This is a genomic window from Paracoccus sp. (in: a-proteobacteria), assembly GCF_030604785.1.
Taxonomy (GTDB): domain Bacteria; phylum Pseudomonadota; class Alphaproteobacteria; order Rhodobacterales; family Rhodobacteraceae; genus Paracoccus.
Window position 1 is genome coordinate 106544 of the sequence record NZ_JAUVVF010000003.1, and the last position, 16840, is coordinate 123383.

The following is a 16840-nucleotide window of genomic DNA, read 5'->3' on the forward strand; positions in this document are numbered from 1 at the left end:
CCTCAGCGCGGCAGCGGCGGAGGCGTCGCGCCGAAGATCGAGGCCAGGGCCGCGACCTGACCGGCCTCGACCCAGCCGTCCTGACCCTCGGTCCAGACCAGCGTCTCGCGCGTCAGGCTGCCATCGGCCACAAGGCGCGGCAGGTCGGATTGCGCGAATGGCCCCGAAGCCGCGCCGTCGATCGCCACATGCCATTCGGGCGCGCGGCCGGGCAGGGGCGGAGGCGCTGCGGGGGCCTGCTGCTGCGCGGGTTGGGGCGCCGCGCCCCAGGGACCGGGGCGCGAGGCCATGCCCATCGCCGCGCCCATCGCGGCGCCGAAGCCCGCGCCCGCGCCACCTTCGTTCTTCGAGGCGTTCAGCATCGCCTCCGAGGCCGCATATTGGCCGAACCGGTCCAGATCGCCGATGATCCCCATGCTGGTGCGCTTGTCCAGCATCGCCTCGACCTCGGAGGGCAGGCTGACATTCTCGATGTAGAATTCGGGCAGGGTCAGGCCATAACCCTCGATCACGGGGGCGATGGCCCGCGCGACAAGGCCCGAAAGCTGGTCGGTATTGGCCGCCATGTCCAGAACCGGAATGTTCGAGCCCGCGATGGCACGCGAGAATTCCTGCACGATCACGTTGCGGATCTGGTCGGCGATCTCGTCGCGGCTGAACTCGCCCTGGGTGCCGACGATCTCGGACATGAAGCGGGCGGGATCGGTCACGCGCATCGCGTAGGTGCCGAAGGCGCGCAGGCGCACCGGCCCGAATTCGGGGTCGCGCGCGATGATCGGATTGCGCGTGCCCCATTTCAGGTCGTTGAACCGGGTCGTGTTGATGAAATAGACCTCGGACTTGAAGGGGCTGCGGAAGCCGAGATCCCAGTGGCGCAGCCGCGTCATCACCGGAATGTTGTTGGTTTCCAGCAGATAGAGACCGGGGCCGAAGACATCGGCCAATTGCCCCTCATGGACGAAGACCGCGGCCTGCCCTTCGCGGACGGTCAGCTTGGCGCCGTATTTGATGGCCCGTCCGACGGTCGGGAAGCGGTAGACCATCGTGTCGCGGTTATCCTCGACCCATTCGATGACCTCGATGAACTCTCCGCCAAGGATGTTCAGGATGGACATGGCGCAACCCCCTGCTTCCGCATTCCGCTGCATCCTGTATGACCCCGCGCAGGCCGCGGATCAAGCCAGAGGGGCCGGATTGTTCAGGCGGGCCGGGCCAGCAATTCGGCGGCGATCCGGCGCAGTATCGGCAGGGCCTCGGCTTCGGTCATGCCGAAGCGCAGGCGCGGATCATAGAGCATCCGCAGCAACAGCTCGTCATGCCGCGTCAGCAGCGCGAATTCCTCGTCATCGTTGAAGATCGAGGGGCGCGCGGCCGGGCTGTCATTGGCCAGGCCCATCGCCTGGGCCAGTTCCTCGTGGATGCAGGACTGGCGCAGAAGCGGCGGCAACTCCGCCCGGATCACGGCGACAGCACGGGCATAGACGGGGCTCTCGCCCTGCGAATAGGCGAAGACCGTGCAGGCGATGGCGGGGGGCAGGTCGGTCAGGATCGCGACGTCATCGGCGGGAATGCCGGGAACCAGTTCGCTCAGGCGCGGCCCGATCTGACGACGCTCGTCCTCGGAGAGGATCAGCACCACGACATTGCCGCCCCCTTGCGAGGCCAGCCGCACCGGGTGGCCGCTGGCCTGCGACAGGCGCGCGGCGTAGTCCGCGATCTCGGCCCGCCACGCGCGCTGGCGTCCCAGATCGACCGAGGCGCCGAATTCGGGCTGAAACTGCACCGGCTCGGACCAGCGGCGCAGGGGGGCGGGGCGTTCCTCGGCCACCAGCGCGCCATCGCGGCGGGTATATTCGTCGCGCAGCGCGATCCGGACGAAGTTCTGCGCCAGTGTCTCGGCGTCGAAGGGCGCGTCGGCCGGATCGCGGTCCCGCCTCAGCCTGCCCTGGGCCAGCAGCGAGCGCTCCATCCGGGCATAGTAGTCGCGCTGCGTCTGGCTGGCATCGCTGGCCTGCGCCGAGGCGAGGATCGCGGCGCGGTTGGCCGCGCGGTTCCGTTCGGCGCGGGCCTCGCGCAGCTGGGCCTGACGCTCGGCCTCGGTCAAGGCGGGGGCTTCGGGCGCGGGCGGCGGGGGCGCGGTCTCGGCCGGGATGTCGGCAGGCTCGCAGGCGGCAAGGATCAGTGCCGCCGCCAGCCCGGTCATGGCCCGCGCCGCGATCATCAGGCCGCCCCTTGGGTCCGCGACCGGGCCGAGGCCAGGGCATCGCGCAATTCGGTCTCCATCCGCTGCAGCTCGGTCTCGGCGGCGGCGCGGCGGGTCCGGCCCTCATCGGCGATGCGCAGGCTGTCCTCGATCGTGGCGATCAGCTGGGCATTGGCGGTGCTGACGGCCTCGATGTCGAAGACGCCGCGCTCGGCTTCGGTCCGGATCTGGGCATTGGCCTGACGCAGATTGTCGGCATTGCGCGTCAGCAATTCATTGGTCAGGTCGGTGGCGGCCTTGACGCTGCGCGCGGCCTCGGCGCTGCGCTGGATCGTGACGGCCTGGGCCAGCTGCGTCTCCCACAGAGGCACGGTGTTCACCAGCGTCGAGTTGATGCGCGTGACCAGCGACTTGTCGTTTTCCTGCACCAGCCGGATCGAGGGCAGAGACTGCATCGTCACCTGCCGCGTCAGCTTGAGGTCATGGACGCGCCGCTCAAGATCGTCGCGCAAGGTCCTGAGATCGCGCAATTCCTGCGCGCCCATCACCTGCTGTTCCTCGGGCGTCCCCTTCAGCGCGGCCTCGCGTTCGGGAATGATGCGGCTGTCCAGCTCGCGCAGCTTTTCCTCGCCCGCGGCGATATACAGCGCAAGCTCGTCATAGAAGTTCAGCGTTTTCTCATAAAGCAGGTCCAGAGACTTGATGTCCTTCAGCAATTTCTGCTCGTGCGCTTCCAGTTCGGCGGTGATCCGGTCAATCTGGGTCTGGACCTGTTCGTAATTGGCGACGAATTTCGCGAAGGGCGCCGACCGGCCCAGCAGCTTTTCCCACAGGCTGCGCTCGCGGCGCATGTCGAGTTCGCTGGTGGAGAAGCCGCGGATCGTGGTGACCACCGCGCGCAGGCTGTCGCCGGCGGGGCCCACATCCTTGGTCTTGACGTCGTTCAGCATGGCCTGGCTGATCTGTTGCAGATCGGCCTGGGCGCGGGTGCCGAAGCGCAGGATGGAATTGCTGTCCTTCAGGTCGATCTCGTCCATGCGGCGCTGGATCTCGGCGCGGGTGGCCGGATCGGCAGCCGAGGCGCTGACCGGGGTGTCATCGGGCTGGGGCAGGCTGGTCTGGGTCAGCGCGTCGATCTGGGCCTGTGCGGCCAGCGCGCGGCTGCGGGTCTCGTCGGTCATCTGCATTCCCCCGGTCTGCGGCAAAAGCAACCATGCCATTCACACGTTCACCATATGGCGAATCTCTGCCGGTTCAACGGGACACGCGCCCGAAAGTTTCTCTGCGGCGCGGCGCGAATGGAAAAAGGGCGGGCCTGTTGCGGCCCGCCCTCATCGTTGTGATGCATCCGGTGCGGATCAGGCGGCCTTCTTGCCCGCCCCGAAGCGGCCGTAGAAGCTGTCGCCCTTGGCCGCCATCTCGCGCAGCAGAGCGGGGGCCGCGAAGCGTTCGCCATGCGCGCCCGCCAGCTGGTCGCAGATCGCCACCGCACGTTCGGCGCCCAGGATGTCCAGCCAGCCGAAGGGGCCGCCAGACCATGGCGCATAGCCCCAGCCCAGGATCGCGCCCACGTCGCCCTCGCGGATGTCCTCGAGAACGCCCTCCTCGAGCGCGCGCACCGCCTCGAGCGTCTGCGCGAACATCAGCCGGTGCTGCACCTCCTCCAGACTGGGCTGGTCGTCCGCGCGGGGGAATTGTGCGTCCAGCCCCTCCCACAGACCTTGGCGCTTGCCGGCCTCGTCATAGGCGTAGAAGCCCGCCGCGGCCTTGCGGCCCATCCGGCCCTGATCGGCCATCCAGAACAGCACCTCGTCCACCGCGCCGTCGGGATAGGCGTCCCCCATCGCGGCCCGCGTCGCCTTGGCGATCTTGACGCCCAGGTCGATCGAGGTCTCGTCCACCAGCTGCAGCGGGCCGAGCGGCATCCCCATCATCTTGGCGGCGTTCTCGACCAGGGTCGGGTTCACGCCCTCGGCCACCAGCCGGATGCCCTCGTTGATGTAGGGGATGATGCAGCGGTTGGCGTAGAAGAAGCGCGCGTCGTTCACCACGATGGGCGTCTTGCGGATCTGGCGCACGAAATCCAGCGCCTTGGCGACCGCCACGGGGCCGGTCTCGCGGCCCTTGATGATCTCGACCAGCGCCATCTTGTCCACCGGGCTGAAGAAGTGGATGCCGATGAACTGCCCGGGCCGCGCGCTGGCCTTGGCCAGGTCGCTGATCGGCAGGGTCGAGGTGTTGGTGGCGAAGATCGCGTCCGCGGGGATCACCGCCTCGGCCTTCCTCGTGACCTCGGCCTTGACCGAGGGGTCCTCGAACACGGCTTCGACGATCAGGTCGCAGCCCTCCAGCGCGGCGTAGTCGGTCGTGGCGGTGATGCGGGCCAGCAGCTCGGCCTTCTGGTCCTCGGTCGCCTTCTTGCGGCTGATCGCCTTGTCCATCAGGCCTTCCGAATAGGCCTTGCCCTTGTCGGCGCTGGCTTGCGCGGCGTCGATCAGGACCACCTCGATCCCGGCCTTGGCGCTGACATAGGCAATGCCCGCGCCCATCATGCCCGCACCCAGAATGCCCACCTTGCGGACAGTCTGGTCGGGGGCTTCGGGACGGTTCGCGCCCTTTTCCAGCGCCCCCTTGTTGATGAACAGGCTGCGGATCATCGCCGTCGAGGACGGGTTCATCAGGACGTTGGTGAACCAGCGCGCCTCGATCTTCAGCGCCTGATCGAAGGGCACCTGCGCGCCCTCGTAGACGGCCGACAGCAGCGCCTTGGCCGCCGGATAGACGCCCATCGTCTTGGCGTGCACCATGGCCGAGGCGCCGACGAAGGTCATGAAGCCCGCCGGATGGAAGGGCTCGCCCCCCGGCATCTTGTAGCCCTTGGCGTCCCAGGGCTTGACCAGGTCGGCCTCCTTCGCCTCGAGCACCCAGGCCTTGGCGGCGGCCAGCGGGTCCTCGACCACCTCGTCGACCAGGCCGGCGGCCTTGGCCTTCTTCGGCTCGGAGAGCTTGCCCTCCAGCAGGAAGGGCGCGGCGACCATGGCGCCCAGCTTGCGGACGAGGCGCGTCGTGCCGCCCGCGCCGGGGAAGATGCCGACCATGATCTCGGGCAGGCCGATTTTGGCCTTGGGATTGTCCGCGACGAAGATCCGGTGCGTCGCCAGCGGCAGCTCCAGCCCGATGCCGAGCGCGGTGCCGGGCAGGGCGGCGGCGACGGGCTTGCCGCCCTTCTTCGTCTTGGAATCCATCCCGGCCAGCTCGATCTTGCGCAGCAGGCGGTGCAGCGTCATCACGCCGTCGAAGACCCCCTGCGCGCCGTTCGCCTCCTTCATCCCGGCGATGACCTTGAGGTCCATGCCGGCGGCGAAGTCCTTCTTGCCCGAGGTGATCACGATGCCTCTGACGGACTCGTTGGCCAGCGCCTGGTCGATCAGATCGTTCAGCTCTTGCGCGCCGTCCATCGACAGCACGTTCATCGACTTGCCGGGCACGTCCCAGGTGATGACGGCCACGCCATCGTCACCGCGGCTCATGGTGAAATCGGTCATGTCGCTGTCCTCCCTTACACGCGCTCGATGATGGTGGCGGCGCCCATGCCGGACGCGATGCAGAGCGTGGCGAGGCCCATGGTCTTGTCCTGCCGCTCCAGCTCGTCGAGCAGGGTGCCGATGATGATCGCGCCCGTCGCGCCGAGCGGATGGCCCAGAGCGATGGCGCCGCCATTGACGTTGACCTTGCCGGGATCGACCTGGAAGGCCTGCATGAAGCGCAGCACGACCGAGGCAAAGGCCTCGTTCACCTCGAAGAGATCGATGTCCCCGATGGACATGCCCGCCTCGCGCAGGATCTTCTCGGTCACCGGGACGGGGCCGGTCAGCATGATCGTGGGATCGGTGCCGATCTTGGCGGTGGCGCGGATGCGCGCGCGGGGCTTGAGGCCATAGGCCCGGCCGAACTCCTCGTTGCCGATCAGAACCGCGGCGGCGCCGTCCACGATGCCCGACGAGTTGCCGGCATGGTGGATGTGGTCGATATGGGTCAGATGCGGGTATTTCAGCATCGCGACCTTGTCGAAGCCGGGCATCATCTCGCCCATCTCCTTGAAGGCGGGCTTGAGCTTGGCGAGGTCCTCGGCGGTGGTGCCGGGGCGCATGTATTCGTCGCGGTCGAGGATCGTCAGGCCGTTCTGGTCGAGCACCGGCACGATGGACCTGTCGAAGCGCCCCTCCTCCCAGGCCCGGGCGGCGCGGCGCTGGCTTTCCAGCGCCAGCGCGTCGGCCTCCTCGCGGGTGAAGCCGTATTCGGTCGCGATGATGTCGGCGCTGATCCCCTGCGGGACGAAATAGGACTTCATCGCGAGGCTGGGATCGACCGCGATGGCGGCGCCGTCGCTGCCCATGGCGACGCGGCCCATCATCTCGACCCCGCCGGCGATGTAGGCCTGCCCGGCGCCGCCCCTGACCTGGTTGGCGGCCAGGTTCACGGCCTCCATGCCCGAGGCGCAGAAGCGGTTGATCGACAGGCCCGGGATGCGCTCGTCCAGGTCCGAGGCAAGCACCGCGCTGCGCGCGAGGCAGCCGCCCTGCTCCTTGACCTGGGTGACGTTGCCCCAGATTACATCCTCGACCGCATGGCCCTCAAGGTTGTTGCGCGCCTTGACGGCGTTCAGCAGGCGCGCGGACAGGGCCAGCGACGTGACCTCGTGCAGGCTGCCATCGGCGCGGCCCTTCCCGCGCGGCGTGCGCGCTGCGTCATAGATGAATGCGTCGGTCATGGTTCCTCCTAGGTCGCCCGGGCGGGCCGGGCCGAAACGGCCGGGGGGCTTCGCGCCCCCCGGACCCCCCGCGGGGTATTTCTGCAACGAAGAAGAGGCGGGTTAACCTCTTCTTAATCCTGAGCCGCTTTACTCGGCGCTGCGGTACAGGCTGGGGAGCCGATGACCGCCAACGGAGAAGTCGCCCCGGCTCTTGGGCCGATAACGTCTTGCCGCCCGGAAGGGCGGGGGGGGCCGGGGCGCACCTTCGGACTTCTTCGTTGTCCAAATACCCATCCGGCCTCTCCGCCCGCGCGACGTCAGAAGGCGTCCGCCTCCAAGGCCATCACCGGCTCGGCGCCCGTGCGGATGCGGGCCAGGTGCGTGCCGGTCATCGGCAGCTGCCGCGTCATGTAGTAGCGCGCCGTCGCCAGCTTGGTCCTGAGGAAGGCGGCGTCGCCGGTGCCCTCGTCCAGCGCCGCGCGGGCCGCGACCGCCATCCGGGCCCACATGTAGCCGAGCGTCACGTGCCCGAAGAGGTGCATGAAGTCGTAGGACCCGGCCAGCGCGTCGTTCGGGGACTTCATGCCCCGCTCCATGAAGAACATGGCGGCGGCCTGCAGGTCCTTGGAGGCGGCCTTGAGCGGCTCGATGAAGTCGGCGGCGACGGCCTCGTTGCCGGCCTGCTCACGGCAGAAGGACTTGATCATCTCGAAGAAGGCCATCACGTGCCGGCCGCCGTCCTGGGCCAGCTTGCGGCCCACGAGGTCGAGCGCCTGCACCCCGTTCGCGCCCTCGTAGATCATCGTGATCCGGGCGTCGCGGACGAACTGGCTCATGCCCCATTCCTCGACATAGCCGTGCCCGCCCAGCACCTGCTGCGCCAGCACCGTCGCGTCGAAGCCCTTGTCGGTCAGGAAGCCCTTGATGACCGGGGTCAGCAGCGAGACCAGCCCCTCGGCGTCCGCATCGTCCGCAAGGTGGCTGCGGTCGATCAGGTGCGCGCCCCAGAGGGCCAGCGCGCGGGCGCCCTCGAGGAAGCTCTTCTGGTCCATCAGGCTGCGGCGGATGTCGGGATGCACGATCAGCGGATCAGCGGGGCCGGCCGGGTTCTGCGCGCCGGTGACCGCGCGGCCCTGCAGGCGGTCCTTGGCATAGGCCAGCGCGTTCTGGTAGGCCGGCACCGCCGCCGCGTAGCCCTGAAGCCCCACGCCCAGACGCGCCTCGTTCATCATCGTGAACATCGCGCGCATGCCCTTGTGCAGGTCCCCGAGCAGCCAGCCCTTGGCGCCGTCATAGTTCATCACGCAGGTCGCGTTGCCGTGGATGCCCATCTTGTGCTCGAGCGCGCCGACCGAGACTGCGTTGCGTTCGCCAAGCGAGCCGTCCTCGTTCACGAGGAACTTCGGCACGATGAAGAGGCTGATCCCCTTGGTGCCCTCGCCCCCGCCCGGGGCCTTGGCCAGCACCAGGTGGATGACGTTCTCGGCCATGTCGTGATCGCCGGCCGAGATGAATATCTTCTGGCCGGTGATCAGGTAGCTGCCGTCGTCCTGCGGCTCGGCCTTGGTGCGCAGAAGGCCCAGATCGGTGCCGCAATGCGGCTCGGTCAGGTTCATCGTGCCGGTCCAGTCGCAGCTGACCATCTTGGGCAGATAGGTGCGCTTCTGCTCGTCCGTGCCATGGGCGTGGATCGCCGAATAGGCGCCGTGTGTGAGACCCTGATACATGTTGAAGGCCATGTTCGCGCTGACGAACATCTCGCCCGTGGCGACGCCCAGAACATAGGGCATGCCCTGGCCGCCATATTCGGGATCGCAATCCAGCGCGGTCCAGCCGCCTTCCTTGACCTGTTCAAAGGCCTCGCGAAAGCCCTCGGGGGTGCGCACGACGCCGTTTTCCAGCACGCAGCCCTGCTGGTCGCCGATGATGTTGAGGGGCGCCAGAACCTCGGCGGACAGCTTGCCCGCGGCTTCCAGGACGGCCTCGGTGAATTCGGGCTCCAGTTCGTCATGGCCCGGCAGGTCGGATTGCGACAGCTTCAGCACCTCGTGCAGGACGAATTGAAGGTCGCGGATCGGCGGTTCGTAGATCGGCATGACGTTATCCTGTCGGCTGTTCAAGGGATGCGGCGGCAAGCCGCCTTTCGGCATCGGAAAGCTGGTTCTTCAGGTCCGCGATGGCGACCTGAAGCTCGGCATGCTGACGTTCCATGTCGTCCAGCCGCTCGCGCGCGATGGCGATCGTCGCGGCGATCTGGCTGCCATTCGCACCGCCCGGCTGATACAGTTCCAGCAGCTGCCGGATCTGTTCCAGGCTGAAGCCGAAGCGCTTGCCGCGCAGGATCAGCTTCAGCCGCGCCCGGTCGCGCCGGTCGTAAAGCCGGTGCTGGCCGCGGCGCTGCGGAAAGATCAGCTCTCGCGCCTCGTAGAAGCGCAGCGTGCGGGGCGTCACGTCGAACGCATCGCACATCTGGCGAATGGTCATCAGATCGTCGGACATGATGTGCGGCTCCTCCTCCATCACCGGCCTTCCGTCCTTGAAATCGAATATAGCGCAGGTTGACGCGAACGTAAGCGAGACGCGGCGTCACGGCCCGGTTCTGCCGTGGCGTCAGCCGGGCCGGTCCATCGCGGCCAGCTCGGCCATGCCGGTCTCGCGCAGCTGCGCCAGATCGATGCGCGCGGCCTGCAGATCGGCGATCTGCTGGTCCAGCACGGCCAGCTGGCGGTCGGCCATCGCGATCCAGACCTGATATTGCTCGCGCGAGCCCTGCTTGTCGTAGATCAGCAGCCACTGCCGGATCTCCTCGAGCGAGAAGCCGAAGCGCCGGCCGCGCAGGATCAGCGTCATCCGCGCCACTTCGCGCGGGCCGTAGAAGCGCGCGCGCCCTTCCTTGTGGGGCGACAGCAATTCGATGTATTCGTAGTAGCGCAGCGTGCGGGGCGTGACATCGAAACGCGCGCACATCTCCTTGAAGCTGATCCGCTGGTCGGTCATGCCGTCCTCCTCGCTTTCCCCAAAGGTAAAGTTAGGGTCTCGTCCCGGTTTTCTCAACCGAATCCTGCGGGCACGTCACGTCCGGTTGATCGGGCGCGATCCGGGGGCTAAGCCTGTGGGGACCAGCCACATGAGGACGCGATGACCCAGGACAGCGAAGGCCCCGACGCCGCCGATCAGGCGCGCATCGCGCAGCAATTCATCGAGGCCATCCCCCATGCCCGCGCCCTGGGGATGCGGGTGGACCGGATCGGGGCGGGCAAGGCCGAGATCTCGATGCCCTGGGCCGAACATCTGGTCGGCGATCCGCGCACCGGGGTCGTGCATGGCGGCGTCGTCTCGGCGCTGATGGATACGTGCTGCGGGGCGGCGGTGATGGCCCATCCCGAAAGGCCGCGCCCGACCGCGACGATCGACCTGCGCATCGACTACATGCGCGCGGCCCGGCCCGGCCAGCGGATCACGGCGCGGGCCGAGTGCTATCACATGACGCGCAGCGTGGCCTTCGTGCGCGCCGTCGCGCTGGACGATGACGAGGGCAATCCCGTGGCCACCGCCACCGGCGCCTTTACGGCGGAGCGCTGAGATGGGCGACAGGAACGAGCCGCTTCACGTGATCAAGTCCCGCCGCGACAGCGCCCTGCGCGCGCTGGTTTCGGGGGTGCCCTACATGACCTGGCTGGGCATCCAGTTCGACCGGCGCGGGGACGAGTTGACCGCGATCCTGCCCTTTGACGAGAAGCTGATCGGCAATCCGATGCTGCCCGCCATCCACGGAGGCGTCACGGCCGCCTTTCTCGAAGTGACGGCGATCATCGAGCTGGCCTGGGCCGCCATGTGGGAGGATCTGGAATCCGGCCGCATCGCCCCCGATGCCGCCGTTCCCGACAGCCTGCCGCGTCTGCCAAAGACGATCGACTTCACCGTCGATTACCTGCGGTCGGGCCTGCCGCGCGACGCCTATGCACGGGCGCGGGTGGTGCGGTCGGGGCGGCGCTATGCCAGCGTTCATGTCGAGGCCTGGCAGGACAACCGCTCGCGGCTGATGGCGCAGGCGACAGGGCATTTCCTGATGCCGCAGGGCTGACCCCGCATCTTGCAATCCGCCGCAAGCTGCCCTTTCTGAAAAGGGCGCCCAGCCTCTGAAAGCCCGCCCCGATGACGCCAACCACTTCTTTGCCCGCCGATCTTTTCCCCCTGCGCGCGGGCCGGGTGCACGAGGTCACGGGGCCCGCCGCGGCGGCCTTCGCGCTGATCCAGTGCCATCGCGGCGCCCGGGTCGAGGGCGCCGCGATGCTGTGGGTGCGGCCGAGCTGGAACGCCGCCATTGCCTTTCCACAGGGTCTGGCCGCGCTGATCGCCCCCGAACGCCTGCTGATCGCCGAGACGGCGCAGGAAACTGACACGCTGGCCGTCGCCGAAGAGGCGCTGAAGGATGGCAGCCTGCCCTTCGTCCTGATCCAGACCACGCGTCCCCTGAACCTGCGCGAGGGGCGGCGGCTGCAACTGGCCGCGCAGGCGGGCGGCACGACGGGCCTCTGCCTGACGCCGCAGGATATGGGCTCGAACGCGGCGCAGACACGCTGGCATTGTGCGCCGGTCTTTTCGGCCGAGGACTCGACTTTGATGCTGTGGGAGCTTAAAAAGAACAAATCAGGAACATCCGGAGCATGGCATGTCCGCTGGAACTGGCAGGCGCATCGTCTCGATGTGGTTTCCCCGGCTTCCCTGCGACCGGGAGGCCCGGATTTGCCCGGCTGACGGGCCTATGGCGCTGATCCTGCGCCAGAACAATGCCCAACGCCTGTATGGCCTGAACGCCGAGGCCGAGACGCTTGGCCTGCGCCCCGGCATGACCCTGCCCGAGGCGCGCGCCTATTGCCCCGACTTGATCCTGCGCGATGCCGACCTGGCCGCCGACCGCCGCCTGCTGGTCGCGCTGCAACGCTGGTCGATGCGCTACTGTCCTTGGGTGGGTTTTGACGGCGATGACGGGCTGGTCCTGGACATCACCGGATCGGCCGGGCTGGCGGGGGGCGAGGCTGCGATGCTGGCCGACATGCAGGCGCGGGCCGCGCAGGCGGGGCTGAGCCTGCGCACGGGGCTTGCCGATACGCGGGGCGCGGCCTGGGCGCTGGCGCGGTTTGCACCGGGGATCGCTGCGCCGGGGCAGGGGGCGCAGGCGCTGGCGCCCCTGCCGGTGGCGGCGCTGCGCCTGCCCTCGGATCAGGTGACGGGGCTGCAAAGGCTTGGCCTGCGCCGCATCGGCGATCTGGCGGTCACCCCCCGCGGGCCCCTTGCGCGCCGTTTCGGCCGGGGCGTTCTGGACCAGCTGGACCGCGCACTGGGCCATTTGCCGGACCCCGTCTCGGGTCAGGCCCCGCCCGCGCCGCTTGCCGTGCGGCTGACCCTGCCGGAACCGATCGGGCTCGTCTCGGACGTGATGGCGGGGCTGGAACGGTTGCGGGAGCGGCTTTGCGCGCTGCTGCGTGCGCGCGATCTGGGCGCGCGGGCACTGGTTCTGGGCCTGCGCCGGGTGGATGGGGCGGGCTGCGAACTGCCCTTGCATCTGGCCGCGCCGATGCGCGATCCGGCGCGGATCCTGCCGCTCTTCGCCCGCACCGTCGAAGGCGTGGATGCCGGTTTCGGCATCGACCAGATGCGGCTCGAGGCCGTGCGGGTCGAGCCTCTCGCCCCTCTCCAGATCGGCTCCAGCGCGGCGGGGGCGGATCGGCTGGACGCGCTGCTGACGCGGATCGGCAGCCGGATCGGGCTAGACAATATCCGCCGCTTCCGCCCCCTGGACAGCCATATCCCCGAGAAAAGTTTCGCGCTCGTCCCCGCCGCATCCGGTCCCGCGCCCGCGCCGGACCCCGCACCGATCCGCCCCGACCGTCCGCTGACGCTGTTTCCGCCCGAACCCGTGGTCGCGCGCGGCAGCACGCCGCCCTTGAGGTTTCGCTGGCGCGGCATGGCGCTGACCACGGCGCGGGCCAGCGGTCCCGAACGCATCGCGCCCGAATGGTGGGCCGAGGACGATCTGGGCCGCGGCCTGCGTGATTACTGGAAGGTCGAGACCCGGCAGGGCCGCCGCCTGTGGATGTTCCACACGCCGCAAAGGCCGGGCTGGTTCGTGCAGGGGGAATTCCTGTGACCCCGCCCGATTACGCCGAGCTTTGCGTCACCTCGAACTTCACCTTTCTGACCGGCGCCTCGCATCCCGAGGAACTGGTCCTGCGCGCCGCCGAACTGGGCCTGCACGCCATCGCCATCACCGACCGCAATTCGCTGGCGGGCGTGGTGCGCGCCTGGACCGCGCTGCGGAACCTGCGCGAACAGGCAGCCGAACAAAGCGTCCCGATCCGCTCGGCCCGGCAGGTGGATGCCTCGTCCCGGCAGGTCGTGGCCGAGGGCGCGCTGACGCCCGGCCCGGTCCTGCGCCTGCCGCGCCTGCTGGTGGGCGCGCGGATCGTGCTGCGCGACTGCCCGCTGGACTGGGTCGCGCTGCCCTTGGACCTTGCGGCTTATCAGCGCCTGTCGCGGCTGCTGTCCCTGGGTAAGCGGCGCGCGGACAAGGGCGAATGCCTGCTGGACCTGACCGATCTTGAGGCGGCGGGGCAGGGCATGGCGCTGATCGCGCTGCCGCAGCCGGGCGCGACCCCGCCCGCCGAGGCGTTGATCGCGGGCATGCGGCGGCGCTTTCCGGGCCATGTCTTCACCGGCGCCGTGCCGCGCTATGACGGCACCGATCAGGACTGGTTCCGCACCTGCGCGGCGATGGCGCACAGCACGGCGGCGCCGATGGTGGCCCTGGGCGACGTGCTGATGCACCGGGCGGCGCGGCGACCTCTGGCGGATGTGCTGACCTGCATCCGCAAGGGCCTGACCATCGACTGCATCGGCACCCATGCCCTGCCCAATGCCGAACGGCGCCTGAAGGGTGCGGCGGACATGGCGCGGCTGTTCCGCGACCACCCCGCCGCCCTGCGCCGCAGCGTCGAGATCGCGGACATGGTCGCCTTCGACCTGTCGGAACTGGCCCATGATTATCCCGCCGAAGCCACCGACACCGAAACGGCACAGGATCGTCTGTCCCGCCTGACCCGCGAGGGGCTGGCCCGGCGCTGCCCCGAAGGCGTCCCGACCCGCTATCAGGCGCTGATGGACAAGGAATTGTCGGTCGTGGCCGATCTGGGCTATGCGCCCTATTTCCTGACCGTGCATGACATCGTGGCCTTCGCGCGCGGGCGGGGCATCCTGTGTCAGGGGCGGGGATCGGCTGCGAATTCGATCATCTGCTGGGCGCTCGGCATCACCGATGTCAGCCCCGACATGATCGGCATGGTCTTCGAACGCTTCGTCTCGCGCCACCGCAACGAGCCGCCCGATATCGACGTCGATTTCGAGCATGAACGCCGCGAAGAGGTGATCCAGTGGATCTATGACCGCTATGGCCGCGAACGGGCGGGCCTTTGTGCGACGGTGATCCATTTCCGCTCGCGCGCGGCGATCCGCGAGGTGGGCAAGGTGATGGGACTGGGCGCCGACATCACCTCGGCCCTGGCGGGGCAGGTCTGGGGCATCTCGAATGGCGGCGCGGCGCCCGACCGCCTGCGCGAGATCGGGCTGGACCCGACCGAAAGGCGGCTGGCCCAGACCATGGCCCTGATCGGCGAGATCATCGGCTTTCCCCGCCATCTGGGCCAGCATGTCGGCGGCTTCGTCATCACGCGCGGGCGGCTGGACGAGGTCTGCCCGATCGGCAATGCCGCGATGGAGGCGCGCAGCTTCATCGAATGGGACAAGGACGACATCGACGCGCTGCGCATTCTCAAGGTCGATGTCCTGTCGCTTGGCATGCTGACCTGCATCCGCAAGGCGCTGGACCTGCTGGACAGCCACGAGGGGCAGGCCCTGACGCTGGCCACCGTCCCGCAAGAGGACAAACCCACCTATGCGATGCTGCAACGCGCCGATGCGGTGGGGGTCTTTCAGGTCGAAAGCCGCGCGCAGATGAACTTTCTGCCCCGGATGAAGCCCGCGACCTTCTACGATCTGGTGATCGAGGTCGCCATCGTCCGGCCCGGCCCGATCCAGGGCGGCATGGTCAAGCCCTATATCCGCCGCCGTCAGGGGCTGGAACGCCCCGAACCCTTCGGCCCCGCGCTGGAGGCGATCACCCGCAAGACGCTTGGCGTTCCGCTGTTTCAGGAACAGGCGCTGCAGATCGCGGTGGTGGGCGCGGGCTATTCCCCCGAAGAGGCCGACCGCCTGCGCCGCTCTCTGGCCTCGTTCCGGCGGATGGGCACGATCGGCCTGCACAAGGCGCGTTTCGTCCAGGGGATGCTGGAGAACGGCTACAGCCCCGAGATCGCGGAACAATGCTTTTCCCAGATCGAGGGCTTTGCCGATTACGGCTTTCCCGAAAGCCATGCGGCGGCCTTTGCGATGCTGACCTATGTGTCGTCATGGCTGAAATGCCATCACCCGGCGATCTTTGCCTGCGCGCTTCTGAACAGCCAGCCGATGGGGTTCTACGCCCCCGCCCAGATCATCCGCGACGCCCGCGAACACGGGGTTGAGATCCGGCCGATCTGCGTGAACCGCTCGCATTGGGATAACGGGCTGGAACGCCGCGCCGACGGGGCCTGGGCGCTGCGGCTGGGCTTTCGCCAGATCAAGGGCTTCCGCCAGCCCGATGCCGAACGCATCCTGGCGGCGCGCGGCAATGGCTATCCCGATCCCGAAAGCCTGTGGCTGCGGGCCGGGCTGGCGCCCCCGGTCCTGACCCGGCTGGCCGAGGCGGATGCCTTTGCCGGGATGGGCCTGTCGCGGCGCGACGCGCTATGGTCGGTGCGGGCCTTCGGCGCGCCCAAGCCCTTGCCGCTGTTCTCGGACCCGCTGGATGGCGAGGGGCTGGCCGAACCGCAGGTGACGCTGCCCGCCATGCATCTGGGCGAAGAGGTGGTCGAGGATTACCTCTCGACCCGGCTGACATTGCGCGCCCACCCGATGGAGCTGCTGCGTCCTGACCTGCCGGGCCTGACCCCGCATTCCGGTCTGGCGGCGGTGACGGGATGGGTGAATGTCTGCGGGCTGGTCATCACGCGGCAGCGGCCCGGCACGGCTTCGGGGGTGATCTTCCTGACGCTGGAGGACGAGACGGGCGTGTCGAACATCGTCGTCTGGCCCGCCATCCACGACCGGTTCCGCCGAGCGGTGATGACGGGGCGGCTGCTCAGCGTCACGGGACGTGTTCAGAAAGAGGCGGGCGTGATCCACGTCATCGCCGCAAAGGTCGAGGATCTGTCGGACCGCCTGTCGCGGCTGGGCCATCCGCTTGGCGCGCAGGTGGGCGAGACCGCGCCCCAGGCCGATGACGCGCCGCGCCCGCGCGCCCCGGCCTCTGTCCGCCATCCGCGCGATCAGGCCCGCATCCTGTTTCCCAGCCGCGACTTCCACTAGCAGGCGGCACTTGCCCGCACCGGCGCATCTGCGTAAATGATACAAGATAACATCACTAAAACCCCACGCAGATCCGCCATGTCCCGTTCGCCGACAACCCCCATGCCGCCGATGCGTCCCGCCTTCGCGCCGAGGCCGCGATGAGCCCGCGCAACGTGAAATCCTCGCTGCGGGCGCGCCGCCATGTCGATCCGATGCGCGATTACGATTCCCTGCCGCTGCCGCTGCGGCGCTGGCTGTCGCAGGCCCGCCTGCCCTGGAGCCCGCGTTCGGCCAGAAAGACCTGGGCGCGCGCGCTTTCGCGTCATCAGGGCGATGCCGAACGCGCGCTGGCGGCGCTGGACCGGGCCGAGGCGCGGATGCTGTCGCGCGACATCCCCCGGATCTGGGGCGCCGATCATCCGGCCTTGGCCGAGGGCTGA

General features: G+C 68.6%; 14 protein-coding genes. 6 read left to right on the forward strand and 8 right to left on the reverse strand.

The window, feature by feature from the left end; genetic code table 11:
- Nucleotides 1-2: 2 nt before the first annotated feature.
- The 8 genes from QAR72_RS02050 to QAR72_RS02085 form a co-directional block, all read right to left on the reverse strand.
- A complete protein-coding gene (locus tag QAR72_RS02050; protein WP_304615694.1) occupies nt 3-1115 on the reverse strand; it encodes an SPFH domain-containing protein in 1113 nt (370 codons plus the stop codon).
- Nucleotides 1116-1198: 83 nt separating this feature from the next.
- Nucleotides 1199-2221: a DUF2927 domain-containing protein gene (locus QAR72_RS02055; protein ID WP_304615695.1), complete on the reverse strand. Its 1023-nt coding sequence runs from the start codon at nt 2219-2221 to the stop codon at nt 1199-1201.
- Nucleotides 2221-3384, reverse strand: a complete 1164-nt coding sequence (locus QAR72_RS02060; protein WP_304615696.1) for a toxic anion resistance protein — start codon at nt 3382-3384, stop codon at nt 2221-2223. The genes QAR72_RS02055 and QAR72_RS02060 overlap by 1 nt, the downstream gene beginning before the upstream one ends.
- A 177-nt stretch (nt 3385-3561) precedes the next feature.
- Complete coding sequence (locus QAR72_RS02065; protein ID WP_304615697.1) at nt 3562-5748, reverse strand: 3-hydroxyacyl-CoA dehydrogenase NAD-binding domain-containing protein; 2187 nt, start codon at nt 5746-5748, stop codon at nt 3562-3564.
- Nucleotides 5749-5762: 14 nt separating this feature from the next.
- A complete protein-coding gene (locus QAR72_RS02070) occupies nt 5763-6974 on the reverse strand; it encodes an acetyl-CoA C-acetyltransferase (protein ID WP_304615698.1) in 1212 nt (403 codons plus the stop codon).
- Nucleotides 6975-7273: 299 nt separating this feature from the next.
- Nucleotides 7274-9052 carry an acyl-CoA dehydrogenase C-terminal domain-containing protein gene (locus QAR72_RS02075; RefSeq protein WP_304615699.1) on the reverse strand — a complete coding sequence of 593 codons (1779 nt, stop codon included), beginning with the start codon at nt 9050-9052 and terminating at the stop codon, nt 7274-7276.
- 4 nt (nt 9053-9056) lie between these two features.
- Complete coding sequence (locus QAR72_RS02080) at nt 9057-9455, reverse strand: MerR family transcriptional regulator (protein WP_304615700.1); 399 nt, start codon at nt 9453-9455, stop codon at nt 9057-9059.
- Nucleotides 9456-9566: 111 nt separating this feature from the next.
- A complete protein-coding gene (locus tag QAR72_RS02085; RefSeq protein ID WP_304615701.1) occupies nt 9567-9953 on the reverse strand; it encodes a MerR family transcriptional regulator in 387 nt (128 codons plus the stop codon).
- A 141-nt stretch (nt 9954-10094) separates the two neighbouring features.
- Between QAR72_RS02085 and QAR72_RS02090 the strand changes: the two genes are divergently transcribed.
- The 6 genes from QAR72_RS02090 (at nt 10095) to QAR72_RS02115 (ending at nt 16840) form a co-directional block, all read left to right on the forward strand.
- Nucleotides 10095-10538, forward strand: a complete 444-nt coding sequence (locus QAR72_RS02090) for a PaaI family thioesterase (RefSeq protein ID WP_219830163.1) — start codon at nt 10095-10097, stop codon at nt 10536-10538.
- A 1-nt stretch (nt 10539) separates the two neighbouring features.
- The gene (locus QAR72_RS02095) at nt 10540-11040 is read left to right on the forward strand and encodes a PaaI family thioesterase (RefSeq protein ID WP_304615702.1); all 501 of its coding nucleotides are present in this window, start codon (nt 10540-10542) and stop codon (nt 11038-11040) included.
- Nucleotides 11041-11111: 71 nt separating this feature from the next.
- On the forward strand, nt 11112-11714 hold the full coding sequence (locus QAR72_RS02100; RefSeq protein ID WP_304615703.1) for an ImuA family protein: 603 nt from the start codon (nt 11112-11114) through the stop codon (nt 11712-11714).
- 7 nt (nt 11715-11721) lie between these two features.
- Nucleotides 11722-13107 carry a Y-family DNA polymerase gene (locus QAR72_RS02105; protein WP_442953537.1) on the forward strand — a complete coding sequence of 462 codons (1386 nt, stop codon included), beginning with the start codon at nt 11722-11724 and terminating at the stop codon, nt 13105-13107.
- The gene (locus QAR72_RS02110) at nt 13104-16418 is read left to right on the forward strand and encodes an error-prone DNA polymerase (RefSeq protein ID WP_331497638.1); all 3315 of its coding nucleotides are present in this window, start codon (nt 13104-13106) and stop codon (nt 16416-16418) included. Before QAR72_RS02105 ends, QAR72_RS02110 begins: the two co-directional genes overlap by 4 nt.
- A 140-nt stretch (nt 16419-16558) precedes the next feature.
- On the forward strand, nt 16559-16840 hold the full coding sequence (locus QAR72_RS02115) for a DUF6525 family protein (protein ID WP_304615705.1): 282 nt from the start codon (nt 16559-16561) through the stop codon (nt 16838-16840).